Annotated in this window: 15 protein-coding genes; 12 read left to right on the top strand and 3 right to left on the bottom strand. The window is 48.3% G+C overall.

Annotation, left to right across the window (positions count from 1 at the left end; translation table 11 throughout):
- Entirely contained in the window at window positions 1-525 is a 525-nt protein-coding gene (locus NYE33_RS18940; RefSeq protein ID WP_341067005.1) for a GNAT family N-acetyltransferase, read from the bottom strand.
- Window positions 526-618: 93 nt separating this feature from the next.
- Here NYE33_RS18940 and NYE33_RS18945 point away from each other — a divergent pair, with 93 nt between their 5' ends.
- The 4 genes from NYE33_RS18945 to NYE33_RS18960 all read left to right on the top strand — a co-directional run bounded on the left by NYE33_RS18945 (window position 619) and on the right by NYE33_RS18960 (window position 3,612).
- Complete coding sequence (locus NYE33_RS18945; protein WP_341067007.1) at window positions 619-1,026, top strand: hypothetical protein; 408 nt, start codon at window positions 619-621, stop codon at window positions 1,024-1,026.
- A 24-nt stretch (window positions 1,027-1,050) separates the two neighbouring features.
- On the top strand, window positions 1,051-2,064 hold the full coding sequence (locus tag NYE33_RS18950) for a phosphotransferase enzyme family protein (RefSeq protein ID WP_042138276.1): 1,014 nt from the start codon (window positions 1,051-1,053) through the stop codon (window positions 2,062-2,064).
- A 41-nt stretch (window positions 2,065-2,105) separates the two neighbouring features.
- Window positions 2,106-3,023, top strand: a complete 918-nt coding sequence (locus tag NYE33_RS18955) for a hypothetical protein (protein ID WP_042138275.1) — start codon at window positions 2,106-2,108, stop codon at window positions 3,021-3,023.
- Window positions 3,024-3,252: 229 nt separating this feature from the next.
- Entirely contained in the window at window positions 3,253-3,612 is a 360-nt protein-coding gene (locus tag NYE33_RS18960) for a hypothetical protein (protein ID WP_042138272.1), read from the top strand.
- An 87-nt stretch (window positions 3,613-3,699) separates the two neighbouring features.
- On the opposite strand, the gene NYE33_RS18965 is transcribed toward NYE33_RS18960, so the two are convergent.
- The gene (locus NYE33_RS18965) at window positions 3,700-4,086 is read right to left on the bottom strand and encodes a winged helix-turn-helix transcriptional regulator (protein ID WP_042138270.1); all 387 of its coding nucleotides are present in this window, start codon (window positions 4,084-4,086) and stop codon (window positions 3,700-3,702) included.
- Window positions 4,087-4,214: 128 nt separating this feature from the next.
- Here NYE33_RS18965 and NYE33_RS18970 point away from each other — a divergent pair, with 128 nt between their 5' ends.
- From NYE33_RS18970 to NYE33_RS19000, 7 genes are all read left to right on the top strand, one after another.
- Window positions 4,215-5,324 carry a Gfo/Idh/MocA family protein gene (locus tag NYE33_RS18970; protein ID WP_341067009.1) on the top strand — a complete coding sequence of 370 codons (1,110 nt, stop codon included), beginning with the start codon at window positions 4,215-4,217 and terminating at the stop codon, window positions 5,322-5,324.
- 127 nt (window positions 5,325-5,451) lie between these two features.
- Entirely contained in the window at window positions 5,452-6,609 is a 1,158-nt protein-coding gene (locus NYE33_RS18975) for a copper amine oxidase N-terminal domain-containing protein (protein WP_341067011.1), read from the top strand.
- 375 nt (window positions 6,610-6,984) lie between these two features.
- Window positions 6,985-7,872: an N-acetylmuramic acid 6-phosphate etherase gene (murQ, locus tag NYE33_RS18980; protein ID WP_042138263.1), complete on the top strand. Its 888-nt coding sequence runs from the start codon at window positions 6,985-6,987 to the stop codon at window positions 7,870-7,872.
- Window positions 7,873-7,898: 26 nt separating this feature from the next.
- Window positions 7,899-9,317 carry a PTS transporter subunit EIIC gene (locus tag NYE33_RS18985; RefSeq protein WP_042138260.1) on the top strand — a complete coding sequence of 473 codons (1,419 nt, stop codon included), beginning with the start codon at window positions 7,899-7,901 and terminating at the stop codon, window positions 9,315-9,317.
- A gap of 19 nt (window positions 9,318-9,336) precedes the next feature.
- Window positions 9,337-10,398, top strand: coding sequence for a DUF871 domain-containing protein (locus NYE33_RS18990; protein ID WP_341067013.1), 1,062 nt, complete (start codon window positions 9,337-9,339; stop codon window positions 10,396-10,398).
- A gap of 61 nt (window positions 10,399-10,459) precedes the next feature.
- The gene (locus NYE33_RS18995; protein ID WP_341067015.1) at window positions 10,460-11,311 is read left to right on the top strand and encodes a MurR/RpiR family transcriptional regulator; all 852 of its coding nucleotides are present in this window, start codon (window positions 10,460-10,462) and stop codon (window positions 11,309-11,311) included.
- A gap of 197 nt (window positions 11,312-11,508) precedes the next feature.
- Complete coding sequence (locus NYE33_RS19000; RefSeq protein ID WP_341067017.1) at window positions 11,509-14,085, top strand: glycosyl hydrolase; 2,577 nt, start codon at window positions 11,509-11,511, stop codon at window positions 14,083-14,085.
- A gap of 56 nt (window positions 14,086-14,141) precedes the next feature.
- Here the strand turns inward: NYE33_RS19000 and NYE33_RS19005 are convergent, their stop codons facing one another.
- A complete protein-coding gene (locus NYE33_RS19005; protein ID WP_341067020.1) occupies window positions 14,142-14,897 on the bottom strand; it encodes an AMP-binding enzyme in 756 nt (251 codons plus the stop codon).
- A gap of 474 nt (window positions 14,898-15,371) precedes the next feature.
- Between NYE33_RS19005 and ltrA the strand changes: the two genes are divergently transcribed.
- On the top strand, window positions 15,372-16,763 hold the full coding sequence (gene ltrA, locus NYE33_RS19010) for a group II intron reverse transcriptase/maturase (protein WP_081969805.1): 1,392 nt from the start codon (window positions 15,372-15,374) through the stop codon (window positions 16,761-16,763).
- Window positions 16,764-16,800: the final 37 nt, after the last annotated feature.

Below are 16,800 nucleotides of genomic sequence, written 5' to 3' on the forward strand. Positions count from 1 at the left end.
TTAATCACTCCACTTCCCCCGCATCAAACTCATACACACCTGGGATTCCTCATCAACGCTTCTGCAGGGTTCACACACCTCAAATCCAAACTTGTGCACACTGGCTATTGATGCAGCATTGTGTGGATGGGTCAGGATATAAATGCAATCCACGTTAAGATGCTCGAAGCAGAGCTTGATGAGTACAGGCAAGGCTTCGGACATATACCCCTGTCTCCAATACTCTTTCCAGATATCATAGCCGATCTCGACTTGCTTCAGCTCACGATCCCAGTAATGATAGCCGCAGGTCCCGATGAATGCATCCGTTTCAATATCGAACATGCCGTAACGGTGATGGCCTTTTCCCTCTGGGTTGGCATAATGTTCAATGATTTCTAAGGCTTCTTCATAGCTACAGGGCGGTTCGCTGAAAAGTTTGCACATCTCCGGGTCTGAGAATTGTCTATACACTACCTCAATGTCCTCTACCTTCAGCAAGCGGAAGTGCAGCCGCTCCGTCTTAAACGCTTCTGATAATTTCATAATTGCTCTCCTGTTCATAAAAAACCATTAATATACAATCATTATGGTTTTTTGCCTCTATATTGTCTATGATAATTCACAAGACGCTACTTAATGGAAGTGAGGAAAGCGATCATGCTCTTATTCAGCTCAGCAATAGTATTTTCCGCGTTGATTTGTATCATCATTCTTTTTCAGGCTGCGTTGGCTCTTGGTATGCCGTGGGGAGAATTCGCGATGGGTGGAAAGTTCCCAGGGAAGCTTCCAGCGCCAATGCGTGCCGCTTGCCTGGTCCAGATTACGGTTTTGGCATTCCTGGCGCTGATTGTGCTGAGCAAGTCGGAGATTATACTTCCTGGGTGGCTTGGATTTGCAGCTGCGGCCATTTGGTTTGTTGTTGGTTTTTCAGTGCTTGCTTCGATCCTGAATATCATTACACGGAGTATGTGGGAGAGAAGAATTTGGGCACCGGTCAGTGTGATGATGCTTATTACTAGTTTAATAGTTGCTACTGCAGTCTAACTAAGTCACCGGAGGGTTACACAAATGGAAAATGCTATTAAGGACATATTTGAACAGAAAGATATTATGCGTATTGCCGCAAACCGCTATGGAATCAACCCTGATGAGTTAACTTACATAGGCGGGTTTCAGAACTTCGTGTACGAATACCAGCGGAGCGGTGGAATGTATATTCTAAGAATTACTCCAGGAATCCATCGTACTGCAGAGCAGGTTAGGGCAGAGCTGGACTGGATTATGTATTTGACCCGCAACGGAATTTCGGCATCGGGCCCGATTCTTTCTACTAATGGTAACTTGACTGAAGCTATTGAGACGGTGGAGATGTGTTTTACAGCTGTCTGCTTTGACAAAGCCAATGGCAACAGGATCGGTTATCCCGAATGCCTGAACGATAACGCAACCTATGAGGAGCTGGGCCGGATTACAGGGAAGATGCATGCGCTTGCCAAGCGGTATGACAATCAGGATGCTACTGTGCGGCGGCATGACTGGAATCTTAATTATTATCTGCAAAATATAGATATCCTGCCCCCCTCGCACCATCGCGTAAGAGAGACGTATTACAGCATCATCGATACTCTCCAAGAGTTACCCAAGGACAGAGAGGTTTACGGACTTATCCATGGGGATATGGGTTTCGGGAATTTCCATGTGAGTGATCAAGGCAAGATCACGTTATTCGATTTCGATGAGGCGCAGTACAGCTGGTTTGTAGAGGATATCGCCATTCAGCTATATTATCTGGTCTATGTATACGGCGGAGAAGAGGGCCGGGACAACCGTGAGGAACAGGCACTTCGGTTTATGGATCATTTCATGAAGGGGTACAGCCGGGAGAACACCTTGGAGCAGTATTGGCTGGAGCAAATCCCTGTATTCCTCAAGCTTAGAGAGCTGATTGTTTACATCGGGGCATACCGGAATTTCGACGGTGACGAAACATTCAGTTCATCAGATAATGAATGGTTCAAGGACTGGATCAGCGAAAGCAGAGAGAGGCTTGAGCATAACGAACCTATTGTTAATGTGTGGTAAAATGATAGTTATATCTCAGGATCTCTGAAAGGTGTGTGTTCATGAGACAAACTATATTTACGAAAAGCATAGCAGCCGCACTCGGCTCAGCAATGCTATTGACGGGTGCCGGTATTACCGTCTTTGGTGCCTTCCCTCAATATACAGAGGCAGCGGCGGTGAAGCCTACGGAAGCCTTCAGCTTATTTGAGCAAAGAGTGAAGAATCCTTCCACGCTCAGTCTGGCCCAGGCGACCTTAGTTAACCGTATTAGTCAAATGACGCAGGCAGAGGCCAATCTGGCCGTTTTGTATCTGGAAAATGCTTTGAAAGCTTATCTGCCCACAGCCACCAAACGCATGAATACACCTGCCATTCAAAAAGATATCAAAAGCATATACACCTACGGCATGACCATGGTGCTGGCGCGCTCCAAGGTGAAGCAGTACGATTCCCGCGTGGTACTGCAGGACTTGACGGCCATGGACTATAAGCTGGGAACGGACGGCGGCCGGTTTATTCCGCTCATTCAGTACAAGAGCTTCAAAGTATTCAAGCCGTACATCAGCAAAGATCTGCAGGCTTACATTGATCTGATGGCAGCAGAGTCGGAGCAGCCGTCTGTGATTAACGGGACTTTACAGGTGGACTGGTACCAAGTCGTGGAACGGGCAGTGCAATATGAAGCCTTTGTACAGACTTACAAGAACTCTAACCGTAATGCGGCGATGAAAAAAGCTTTTGAAGTATCCAAAAGGTATGTGTTCTACGGAACCCCCAATACCCCGTTGTTCGACCAGAAGACACAGGTCATCAAGGAAGAAGCAGTTATCGCTTATGAGAATACACTTTCCGAAGCCGGTCCAGAGCAGACCGATGGCAGCAGGCTGCTGACACAGCTTGGTGATTTCCTGTTGCTACTTGAGAAGAACGGCGATAAGAAAACGCAGGCGGTGATTGATTTTCTGGAAGCTATGTGAAGTGAGCGGTAAAATAATCATGATCAATTTACGGATTTATAGAAAAACCGGGCTGTTACCGTCGCAGCTCCGGTTTTTTTGTATGTATTTTTGGCTGATAAGACCCACAATGCATAGTATCCAATAGGCCGGAAGCGTCATTAATCACAGAAAAGGAAAACGATTACAATTATAATGTAAGCGTTATCTAAATGCTGTTTACATTATTACGCAAAGGGAGGAAGAAGACTTGAGTTTGCACAAGGTTTCCTTTAACATGCTTGTAATTATGGGTTTTAGCATTCAGTACGCATTAATGCATCTTTTTTCTGCAGGCGAGGTCATTGCGATATCATCGGCTGAGCTTATTATTTATATGGTGTTCACTTTTGCCGGGCTGGGCCGGTTCTTTCAACGCAGAAGACAGGTGCTGAACGAGCATGGCTGCGGGTCTGCCGGACTTTTTTTCAGCGTGTTATGGACCGTTTCGCTCTGTTCTCAGTTCCGGAAAGAGAACTACCCGGACGCACTGACAATCATTAATTCACTGGGCGTGTCTGCTGCCGGGCTAATTCTGATTACCGAAATTGTTATCTTATTTAAGGCTTGAGATACATAAAGTTATTTGTACTGGAGCAGTGCGGTCTGCCGGATGAAGGAGCTTCTGTCATTTTAGATGACAGAGGCTTTTTTTGATTTATTCAATCCCCGTGCGGGTGTCCCGGTTTACTGTATTAACAAACCGTTTGCCCCATTCACAAAGCGGATCAAGAACCATCCTAATTGACCGTCCGCTATCCGTCAGCTCATACACCACTTTAGGAGGCACTTCCGAGAATACGGTCCGGAGAATAAGCCCGTCTGCTTCAAGCTCCTTTAACTGCTGGGTAAGCATTTTTTGGGTGACGGGTGACAGCGTGCGAAGCATCTCTCCATTGCGCATGCTTCCTTGCTCGGCCAGCAGGCAGAGAATCGCTGTCTTCCACTTGCCGCCGATCCGCTCCAGGGTGGCTTCGGTAGGGTTCTGGTACTTTGTATTGCCGGGTATAGCGTTAGCATTCCCCTCGTTCGGCTCATATGTCATAATCATCGATCTCCTTCAACGTACCCGATTGGTAACTATATTACGAATAAGTGCGTACTTTTTTGTTTTGATTATAACGGTTATATTCAATCGTGTCAGTACAACGCTAAATGTGGAGGTAACAATATATGGCTATGTTAAAAAAAGCATCATGGGGAGCAGGAATCGTCGGAGCAGGCGGATGGGGTGGATTGGCTCACATTCCCGCACTTGCAGCGCTTGAGAATTATGAGGTGAAGGCAGTGACCGGCACGCGTGCAGAAAGCGCACAGGCGGCAGCTGAGCTCCACGGCATTGGCTCTTATTATACAAGTACATCAGAGATGGCAGGGCAGCCTGGAATTGATGTTGTAGTGGTAGCTGTGAAAGTGCCCGAACATGATTTGCTGCTCCGCGAAGCCTTGGATGCCGGTAAGCATGTATACAGTGAGTGGCCGCTGGCCCGGACTACTGCGGAGGCGGAAGCGCTGCTGGAACTTGCGGAAGAACGGGGAGTGAAGCATGTGACGGGCCTACAGGCCCGGGCCAATCCAACTGTCTGCTATATCAGGGACTTAGTCGCTGAAGGTGCTGTTGGCCGAATATTGGCTGTGAATACAATAGTTACCCTGCCTGTATTTCCAACCTCGAACGGAACAGTGGACCAGGCGCATGTCTATCTGCTGGATGAAGCTAACGGGGCAGATCAACTGACGATCGGGGCAGCGCATGTGCTTGATGGGATTGAATATATGGTCGCACCGTTTGTTGAGGTATCCGGTAAGCTGGACACGCATTATCCTGAAGTTCACATACTGGAGACTGGTGGATCAGTGGCCGCAACTGCACCGGATCACGTGCTTGTTAACGGCAAGCTGGCACAGAATGCACTAATTTCGGCCCAGTTTGTTAATGGCGGTGCCCCCGGATTTACGCTGCGGATCATAGGAACCGGGGGTGAACTGGTCATCACCCCACGGGATCAGCTGATGTTTCAGATGGACCGGCTGAAGCTTCAGCTCGTCCGAACTTCCGGTGAGACAGAGATACTGGAAACACCAGAAATGTATACCTCACTGGTACGGCATCTGCCTCCCGGTCCCGGGTACAATGTGGCTCATCTCTATGCCCGACTGGCGCAGCGGCTTGACGGGGAAGAGGTGGAATTGCCCGATTTCACCCAGGCGGTCCGCGTGCATCGTCTGATGGATGCGATCCGTAAGGCAAGCGCTTCGGGTGTCCGTCAAGAAGTGAGATAACTAATACTTACTGCCCGTCCCGCTTTCCTGACTTTTCTCAATTCACCATTTAATTTTTGTATTCTATCCGCTATATGCTATGATTTGAGATATGGTATTTTCTGAGAAAGGAAGGGGCGGGCTCTTTATGATTACTTTCAAAAAAATTCTGCAGATCATTGGTCTTAGTGTTCTTGTAACAGGTGTTGTTCATCCCCCCGTTATGGAAGCAGCAGCTACTAGTACAGCACAGACCGCGAAATTACCGGCTATCCGTATCTATTTGAACAACTCGCAGATCACCTCTTCAGCAGGAGGAGCCACCCTAATGAATGGAACGGTAATGCTCTCGCTGGACATGCTCTATGTCAGGGGGGCAACGGTCAGTTATGATGAACATTCCAAAATGATCACCATCGGGAATCTGTTCACGAAGGGCAGTATGAAGATCGGGAGCCGTATTGCAACGGTGAACGGGAAGCAAAACACGTATTCCGCAGCCTTCCAGCAGGTGAATAAGCAGCTCTACATCCCTCTGCGGTTCGTGAATGATGCTATTGGCGGCTCGCTGAAATGGAATGCGGACAGCCGTGAAGCGCTCATTAGCTATCCTGAATTTGTCGGCGACGGCCAGACCAGTAAAGACGCGTATTTCTTAAACGGGGTGGACGGCACTTTATATAAGAGGGATGCAGCCGGAGTGGTTCACTCTATGGGCGCCTCTACAGCCAAGCTTGAACCTTATTATATTGCGGGAACACAGCTGACATCGGTGAAGATTTCAGAAGATGCGGATTTGGTGACCATTCAGAATTCCAGCGGTGAACCTTCGGTCAACCTGACGGTATACAATCTGTTTGTCAAAAAAGGGGCCATCCTGCGCCAGTCTACAGCGCATTATTGGCAGTTCTCTCCTGAGGACTTGAAGACGTATGCCGGGAACGCCGTTATGAATGACGGTCATATTGTCCGGTTAATTGCCCCGGATGCAACGGTCCTGCAAACCTGGAACGTTTCGAAGCTGGCAGGTACCCCGGATCAAACCTACGCCATTGAAGCCATAGGCGAGAATTATCTGGTTGCCCGCTCTTCACAAGAAGGCCTGCTGACGTTAATTGATACCGGAGCTAACCGGGCGATCCTTCTCTACAAAGAGTTCGGAATTAACCCTATGGATATGCCGGGATTCAAATATGATGGGATTAAATTCATTGACAGTGGCGATGATAAATCAGAATTGCGATTTGAATTTACGAGCAGCAAGAAAGACAGCAAGACTTATACGTACCGGTTGGGTGGTTTGTAATTGGGTTGGTCCATGGTTTGTTGAATGTATAAAAGTAAGAAACTTCTCCTTTGATTTGAAATGGTTGGGTAGTGCCTCCATTTTACACAGGAGCGGTTTCTTTTTTTGTGCTTTTAAAAGATTGAAGATTCGCTTTCCGCTTAAACAGTCCGTTCGCGGAGCGTCCACTCAAGTGCACACGTTTGATCTTACTCAAAAAATGAAGGCCTCCCTGATGCCAATAGTAGCTTTTGGGGCAGGCTCTTTTTTGCGTACCCAATCTCTTTTTGATATTTAATTTCAATTAAACAAAATTAATGTTGAAATAATATTTCAGTAATGCTATTCTTCACTTAGAGAGCGATTTCATAAACAGAAAAGGATGATGAGGAAATCATGTTAGAGCATTTGACAACAGAGACCCGCAATAAGAAAACAATGAACCTGGATGAATTAACTCCTCTTGAACTTCTGGAAGTGATGAATGAAGAAGATCACAAGGTCGCACAAGCGGTTAAACAAGAGATTCCGCAAATTGCCAAAGCAGTAGAAGTGATTACCATGGCGATCAAACAAGGCGGACGCTTAATTTATATGGGGGCTGGAACAAGCGGACGTATCGGCTTACTGGATGCTGTTGAATGTCCGCCAACCTTTGGAACAACGCCAGAGGAGGTCATCGGGCTAATTGCCGGGGGAGAGAGGGCGTTTATCAAGGCGGTCGAAGGTGCAGAGGACAACGAACAATTAGGGGTGCAGGATTTACAGGATATTAAGCTGACAGCCAAAGATGTTGTCGTCGGAATTGCCGCCAGCGGACGCACTCCATATGTTATCGGCGGATTAGAATATGCCAATTCTATAGGTACACCAACTGTAGCCGTAAGCTGCAACAAGGATTCAGCGATTGGTAAAATAGCCAGGATTGCGATAGAAGTCGTAAACGGGCCGGAAGTTTTGACCGGGTCAACACGTTTAAAGGCCGGTAGTTCGCAGAAATTAATCTGCAATATGCTGTCTACAGCTTCGATGATCGGTACGGGCAAAGTGTATGGAAATCTTATGGTGGATGTACAGCTAACCAATGAAAAGCTTGTAGAACGTGCTAAACGGATTGTTATGGATGCGACAGATTGTGATGCTGAAACAGCAGAGAGTTATTTGAAGCAGGCAGATCAGAAACCGAAAATTGCTATTGTGATGATTCTTGCGGGGCTAACTAAAGAAGAAGCTGTGCAACGGCTCGAAGAATCACAAGGCTTCGTCCGTCAGGCGATTCAATAATACGATAAGAAGAAAGGGGCACAAACATGAGTAAATATCATGATTTAGCGGTCAAAATACTAGGGGCGATCGGTGGCCGTTCCAATGTATCCTCATATACCCATTGCATGACCCGTCTTCGTGTAACTGTTGTGGACCGCAGCCGGATCGCTGAAGCAGAGTTGAAGCAAATCGACGGGGTTCTGGGTGTAGTGGATGATGATACGTATCAAGTCATTCTCGGACCTGGGGTCGTGACCAAGGTAGCAGAAGAGTTCGGTATCGTGCTTGAAGAAAGTGCTTCAGCGGGCGAAAGTACAATTTCGGCTGAACAATTACAGGCCAAAGGCGCACAAATGAAGGCGCAGCTTAAAAAGAAGAATGATACTCCATTCAAAAACTTTTTACGGAAGATCGGGAATATTTTCATTCCGCTTATCCCTGCGTTCGTTGGAGCCGGATTAATTGCGGGTATTGGCTCAATTCTAGCTAACAATATTACAGCGGGCAACTTAGACACTGCAACCTGGCAGCAGTATGTAACGATCTTAAATGTTATCAAAAACGCAATTTTCAGTTACCTGGTGATTTATGTCGGTATTAATGCAGCTAAAGAATTTGGAGCTACTCCTGCGCTTGGTGGCGTGATCGGCGGGGTGACGCTCTTAACAGGGGTTACAGCTGACCTGCCCATTTTTAATATATTTACGGGTGCACCCTTAACGGCAGGGCAAGGTGGGGTTATCGGCGTTCTAATCGCCGTATGGATTCTATCCATCGTGGAGAAATATTTGCGTAAAGTGATTCCGGATGCCGTTGATATTATTGTTACGCCTACAATAGCTTTACTAGTCGTGGGTCTGATTACGATATTTTTCATTATGCCATTCGCCGGATTTATTTCCACCAATTTAATCGGAGCTATCAACTGGACGCTAGAGGTTGGCGGTGCATTCTCAGGCTTCGTATTAGGAGCAGCGTTCCTTCCGCTTGTTATGTTAGGACTGCATCAGGTATTGACGCCGATTCACATTGAGATGATCAATGATTCAGGGATGACGCTGTTGCTTCCGATGCTGGCTATGGCTGGTGCGGGTCAGGTTGGGGCTTCCATTGCATTATGGATTCGCTGCAAGAAGAATAAATCATTAACGAACATGATTAAAGGCGCACTTCCGGTAGGTATTCTGGGAATCGGCGAGCCCTTAATTTACGGGGTTACCTTACCGCTGGGCCGGCCGTTTATTACAGCTTGTATTGGCGGAGGGATTGGCGGTGCGGTCATTGGCTTATTCGGCAACGTTGGAGCGATTGCCATTGGGCCTTCCGGGGTTGCGTTAATTCCCTTGATTGCCAATGGATTATGGCTGAAATACGTCATAGGCTTAATTGCAGCTTACGCTGGCGGATTTATTGCCACTTATCTCTTCGGCACACCCAAAGAGGCTATGGCAGAACAGGATTAACTTGAACTGAAATAATGAGGTGATTCCAGTGCTCGGAATTTCAATTTTTGTGGCGGACCGCACGTTAGAAGATAATGTCAAGTATATGGAACAAATGAAGGCTGCAGGCTGTACGGAAATATTCACATCCCTTCATATGCCGGAGGATGACATCGGACAATTGAAGGAGAAATTGCTGGAGATCGCCAACGCTGCCCGGCGGTTAGGAATGGACCTGATGGCGGATATTTCCGGAAAAGCATTGGAGAAATTTTCATTTCCCTTTCTATTGGATGCTGGTGTTACAGGTTTGCGGACGGATTTTGGTTTTAGCGCCGATGAAATTGCAGCCTACTCACAACATCTGAAAATCGCCTTAAACGCCAGCACCTTAACACCAGAATTTTTAACTGCCTTACAAGAGCATCCTATTTGTCTTGAGAATACCCAGGCCTGGCATAATTATTATCCCCGCCCGGAGACAGGTCTGGATAAAGAAGCATTTATAGCGAAGAACAGATGGCTGCAGGCGGAAGGCATTACGACAATGGCCTTTATTCCGGGAGACGGGCTGAAGCGAAAACCGTTATTTCAAAGCTTGCCTACCTTAGAGAAGCACAGGAATCAATCTTCTTTTCTAGCTTATCTGGAATTAGAGAAGGATTGTGCGGTGGACAAAATTTTCGTTGGCGATTTAACCCTTTCAGAAGGGTCTCAGGTTCAATTTCAGCGGTATGAAGATGGGATTATTCCTTTGCGGGTAACCCAAGAACTGCCTTATGCCCTATGGGATACGGTTCACCGGAACCGCCTTGACGCTGCCCGTGATGTGGTCCGGTCGGAAACTGCGAGGACAGATCAGGAACGTTTTGTAATGACCCGAAGTATTGCGCCTATGCATACGAACAAGCGGCCTAGAGGAACGGTTACCGTCGATAATTATTTGTATGGCCGCTATGAACATGAGCTGCAGATCACATTAACGGACCTGCCGGCACATGAAGGCGTGAATGTAATTGGTCATGTGATAGAAGAGGACCTTCCTCTATTGGACTACGTCAGACAAGGCGGAAGGCGCTTTAGCTTCACAGCTGCTACTTAATGATTAATCCCCTCTATTTTGTTACAATAAGGAGAATAGCCTGAGGAGAGGAGCTTGGAACTTGGCAGCAGGAAGTATGATTTCCCAAATTGAACTGGTATTAAATGAACTGCCGGAATCAGAAAAAAAAGTAGCTGAGTACATTCTTGCCAATGCTAAAGAAGTGATGCATATGACCATACATGAGTTAGCAGCCAAAGCGGAGGCAAGCAGTGCGGCGGTTGTCCGTTTTTGCCGGTCAGTGGGTATCGAGGGTTTCCCCGCTCTGAAGATCCGTTTATCCGCTGAAGTAGAGAACACGAATTATGTGGGCTACTTTGATGTTGAATCGAATGAAACCGTGCATTCTATCATTGATAAAATGCTGTCAAATACCATATTGACCTTTCAGAATACGGCCAGCCAGCTGGACGCGCAATCCATTGAGCAGGCTGTGCGCCTGTTACAACAGGCAGAGGTTATTTATGTGTATGGGATTGGCGCCTCTTTTATCATTGCAGAGGATGCAGCACAGAAATGGCTTAGGCTCGGCAAAAATGTATATGCGATTTCAGACCGTCATTTATTGGCAGCAGCCATGGCTACGAAATCAGAAAACGCCGTCTTCTGGGGGATTTCGTATAGCGGTGAGACGAGAGAGGTCATTCAATTAACGAAACGGGCCAAGGAGCAGGGGGTCAAAACGATCAGTCTCACCCGCCCCGGAAATAACAAGCTTGCCCAGCTTGCGGATGTCTCTTTATTTACATCACGCGCGCCGGAAGCTAAGCTTCGCAGTGCGGCAACTAGCTCGAGATTCGCCCAGTTATTTGTACTCGATATTGTCTTTAGCGTATATGCCTCTGCCCAGCATGATTTAACGGTGGAGCAGCTGGCGAAGACAAGGCAGATGATTGAAGTCTTGTATGATTAATGTTGAACCTCTCTATAGAAACTCCTGCTAATCTATTAGCGGGAGTTTTTTAGTGCGCCTGCAGCAGGGTACATTATTTTCAATATTCAACGATTTACAAAATATGGAATGTATGTTATCTTTGCTATGAAAGCGCATCCAAGACTTGATAGATTGATAAAGTATTTACCATTTTATCATGGGGAGGAAAGGTGGAAATGAAAAATTTGCTCAAGAAGGCAAGCACAATGATCCTGGCATTTACTCTGATGCTTGGAGTGATGACAGCGCCGCCCGTTCATGCAGACAACGCACTTTTCACAATTGAAAGCGAAAATGCTCAGCTCACCTCCGATCTTCAAGTGACGACCCAAATTTACGGACAACCTAAGCCCGGCTACACCGGGAGCGGTTTTGTCTGGATGCAGAATTCAGGCACCATTACCTTCAATGTGACGGTCCCGGAAACAGGCATGTACACGATCTCCACCCGTTATATGCAGGAGCTTAGCGCAGACGGCCGGCTTCAATCGTTGAACGTTAACGGCGTTACGAAAGGTTCGTATATGCTGCCTTACACGACCACATGGTCGGATTTCGATTTTGGCTATCACAAGCTGAATCAGGGCAGTAACACCATCCAGCTGAAGGCGGGCTGGGGCTTCGCTTATTTTGACAGCTTCAGTGTGGATGTTGCCGATCTGGATCCCCTGGATGTGCAGCCTGTTCTCAGTGATGCTCAAGCTACACCGGAAACTCAGCTGCTGATGAATTATTTGACAGAAGTGTACGGCAATCACATGATCTCCGGCCAGCAGGAGATTTACGGGGGAGGCAATGACGGGAATTCCGAGCTGGAGTTCGACTGGATTCACAATTTAACCGGCAAATATCCGGCCATCCGCGGGTTCGATCTGATGAACTATAATCCGCTTTACGGCTGGGAGGACGGTACAACCGCGCGGATGATCGACTGGGTGAACAACCGGGGCGGGATCGCGACCAACAGCTGGCATCTCACAGTTCCCCGGGATTTCACTGCCTATCAGCTGGGGGAATTTGTGGATTGGAAGGAAGCGACCTACAAGCCGACGGAAACTAATTTTAATACAGCGAATGCAGTCATTCCCGGGACGAAAGAGTACCAATACGTACAGCTGGCCATAGCTGATTTGGCGGAGCAGCTGCAGATTCTGCAGGATAACAACGTGCCGGTTATTTTCAGACCCTATCACGAGGCCGAGGGCAACGGCGGATTGAACGGGCAAGGCGCGTGGTTCTGGTGGGCATCGGCAGGCGCAGAGGTATATAAGCAGCTGTGGGATCAGTTATATACCGAACTTACAGAAACCTACGACCTCCACAATCTGATCTGGACTTATAACAGCTATGTGTACAGCACTTCTCCCGCCTGGTATCCCGGTGACGATCAGGTGGATATTGTCGGGTACGATAAATACAACACCGTCTACAACCGCTATGACGGTTTGTCCGGTGTGCCCAATGAGGATGCGATTACCTCGATATTCTATCAGCTGGTGGATCTAACCGGCGGCACCAAAATGGTAGCCATGACCGAGAACGATACTGTCCCGAGCGTACAGAATCTGACCGAGGAGAAGTCGGGCTGGCTCTATTTCCTGCCGTGGTATGGTGAGCATCTCATGAGTTCTGCCTTTAATTATCCGGCCACACTGACCACGCTATATCAGAGCAATTATGTCATTACACTGGATGAGCTGCCCGATTTGAGTGTCAATAATCCAAACCCAAGTGCATCCATTACACCTGCAAGTATCGAATTTAACAAGTATGCAGCGGCTCAGAGTGACAAAGCCATAACCGTGAATGCTAACGGCAATACGTTAACTGCCCTCCGGACTGGGGGCAATGCCTTGACCGCGACGCAGGATTATACTGTAAGCGGAAATACGCTGCTGCTGAAAAAGTCATTCCTGGCAACGCTCCCGGTTGGCGAGCATTCGATTGTCTTTGATTTCAATCAGGGACAAGATCCCGTATTGAAAGTTACAATTGTCGATACCACACCGAGTGCATCTATTGCACCGGTGAGCGCGGCCTTTGATAAAGCGCCGGCTCAAGCGCAGGATATTTCCGCAGCTCTAACCTTAAATGGACATCAGCTTACAAACCTGACGAATGGAAGCTACACGCTTGTATCGGGCCAGGATTATACGGCATCAGGCGCAACGATTGTCTTGAAGAAATCCTATCTCTCTACGCTGCCGCTCGGCCAGAATCCGATCACCTTCCATTTTAACGGAGGAAATAACGCTGTACTTACAGTGAATGTTGCGGATAGCAGCGTTCTGCTACCAGCGGGCGGCTTGACGATCCAGGCTTTTAATGGCAACACAAGTGCCTCTACTAACGGGATTTCGGCCAAATTCAAAGTCGTCAATAGCGGTAATTCGGCAGTTCAGCTCAGTGATGTGAAGCTCCGGTATTACTACACGATTGACGGCGAGAAAGATCAGAGCTTCTGGATCGACTGGTCCAGTGTCGGTAGCGCGAATGTAACCAGCAGATTCGTGAAGCTGGCAACCCCGGTTGCCGGTGCAGATTATGCTCTGGAAATTGGCTTCGCAAGTTCGGCTGGAACGCTAAACCCCGGCCAGAGCGCAGAAATCCAGACCCGCTTCTCCAAAACCGACTGGTCCAATTACAATCAGGCTAACGATTACTCGTTCAAGGCATCCGCCAGTCAATTTGTTAACAATGAGCAGGTGACCGGATATATGAATGACCAGCTGGTGTGGGGGATTGAGCCTTAACACTGGTTAGGCAAAAGGGCTGGATTGGGGGATACCCTGGTCCAGCCCTTTATGTTCTAGTTAATAATCATCTGGCCGCATTTATCTGCAAGACCTCTCCGGTTAATCTTGCCGGTTAAGGTATGAGGGAATTGTTCTTTCATTATAACTTCGGAGAGCAGCATATAATCAGGCAGCTGTTGGGACAACCAAAGATTAACCGCGGCAAGTGACAGGGCGCGGTCGGCCTGAATGAATCCTGTCAATGTGGTCTGCCCGTCCCGCACTATGGGGAGCACCGCGCATTCCTTCACTCCTGCCATGGTTAAAATATGCGACTCGATCTCTCCCGGCTCAATGCGGTATCCCCGGATTTTGATCTGCGCGTCTCTTCTTCCTCTGAACATGATCCTGCCGGTATCGTCCATCTCGGCCATATCACCGGTCCGATAGATGGTACCGAATGTAGGGGAGGTAATAAATGCTTCCTCCGATGAATCTGCGGCATTAAAGTATCCTTCAGCTACAAAGGCAGACGCGATAAGCAGTTCACCCGCCGCAATCTCATGAGTCTGCAGGAGACCGCAGCTTTTTTGCGCTAAGCTCCCCGAAGGAGAGATAACGGTGAATCTCCATCTCCGCGAGCAATAAGCAGCTTCCGTTCCGGCGGGCGGTAACCCTACAGCTGAAGCATCCCCGGCGCTGGATATGAGATGCCCGGCAAATATAATGTAATCCGCTTGAAGGTGAGCCGGAATGGCGATTAAATGTGTTCCAAACAGCCTATGCTGATAGAAGAATTCCTTCAGGCAGAAAGCTTGGATAGTATTCAACGGGCGAGAGTGGGCTACAAATGAAAGAAGCTCCTGTGATAATCACAAGAGCTTCTTTTTATTGGTACGCCCAGCATGGGCGTCATCTTTAGGGTGAAAGTCCCGAACGGGGGCTGGCGAGCGCCTACCGTTAGCCAAGGGCAAGGGTGTCCACCGTGAGGTGGAATCTGAAGGAAGCCGGAGGCAAAAGCACGGGCCAAGGTACACGAACTGGATTTGAGGCTGTGTCAGTCGGATGAGTCACCTAAACATGACGAAATCCAAAGCCGCCAAGGGCTGGCGCGGTATACTCCAGTGGTCGCGGGCAGACAGATGACGTTCTTATCTGGGGAGACCTGTCAGATAAGCAAGAAAAAAAACTTGTAACCGTAGCTGAGAGGCTGCGCTGAACTGGCAGGAGTCAGCAGAAGCCATAGTACGTAAGCTGTTGCAACAATTTACGGAAGGGCTGAACCGAAAGGAGAGAGGAAAGCGATGCGTTCGCATGAAGAGCAACGACAGCAGAATATCTCGCAAGGGAGCTTGCGGCAAAGAGAAGCGGTGAAGCCGTCAGGGTATGCCGGAGCGCCGAGTTCTTCGTCGGCACAAGTCGTCCCTTCCTCTCGCGAAGACCAGAACAACTTGCTGGAGCAAATGCTCAAAGGAGATAACCTTCGACTCGCTTACAAACGAGTGGTGCAAAATGGAGGAGCGCCCGGTGTGGACGGTGTAACGGTAGCGAATCTACAAGTTTACCTGAATACGCACTGGACATCGGTGAAAACTGAACTTCTGACGGGAACTTACAGACCTGCGCCAGTCAAACGGGTGGAAATCCCCAAACCTGGAGGCGGTGTACGGCAGCTAGGCATCCCGACTGTGATGGACCGTTTCCTCCAGCAAGCACTTTTACAAGTCATGAACCCGATCTTTGACGCACAATTCTCGTGGTACAGCTACGGCTTTCGGCCGGGGAAGAGCGCGCATGACGCCGTTAAACAAGCCCAAAGATATATCCAAGGCGGCCTCAGATGGGTCGTGGATTTGGATCTGGAGAAATTCTTTGACAAGGTAAACCACGACATGCTAATGGCAAGAGTGGCGCGGAAAGTGGAGGACAAAAGAGTGCTGACGCTAATCCGTGCTTACTTAAACGCCGGAGTTATGGTGGATGGAAAATGGGAGCGTAGCCGGGAGGGAACGCCACAAGGCGGTCCGCTTAGTCCGCTTCTAGCAAACATTCTATTGGATGATCTGGACAAGGAACTGACCGGGCGAGGTTTGCGATTCGTACGCTACGCGGACGACTGTAATATCTTTGTGGCGAGTAAACGAGCAGGCGAGCGTGTCATGGAATCGGTAAGTCGGTTTGTAGAAGGAAAGCTAAAACTGAAAGTAAACGGGGAGAAAAGTGCGGTAGCGAGACCTTGGCACCGAAAGTTCTTAGGATTCAGTTTCCTGAGCCAGAAACAGGCAACGATTCGGATTGCTCCGAAGAGTCTCGCAGCTTTTAAAGGGAGAATTCGAGAGCTAACGAAACGTACCTGGTCCATTTCCATGGAAGAAAGGATTTACCGACTGAACCGCTATCTGATGGGTTGGCTCGGTTATTTCCGTCTAGCCTCGGCGAAGACACACTTCCAAACACTGGACCAGTGGATTCGGAGGAGACTTCGAATGTGTCTGTGGAAACAGTGGAAACGAGTACGTACACGAATCCGCGAGCTTCGAGCACTCGGGGTTCCAAAGTGGGCTTGTTTTAAGATGGCCAACTCGCGGCGAGGCGCGTGGGAAATGTCCCGGAACACGAATAACGCCCTTTCGACTTCCTATTGGGAAGCAAAAGGGCTGAAGAGTTTACTTTCACGCTATCTGGAACTTTGTTAACCTTTTGGAACCGCCGTATGCGGACCCGCATGTACGG

Origin of the sequence: Paenibacillus sp. FSL R10-2199, assembly GCF_038000235.1 — a bacterium.
Lineage (GTDB): Bacteria > Bacillota > Bacilli > Paenibacillales > Paenibacillaceae > Paenibacillus_AQ > Paenibacillus_AQ phytohabitans.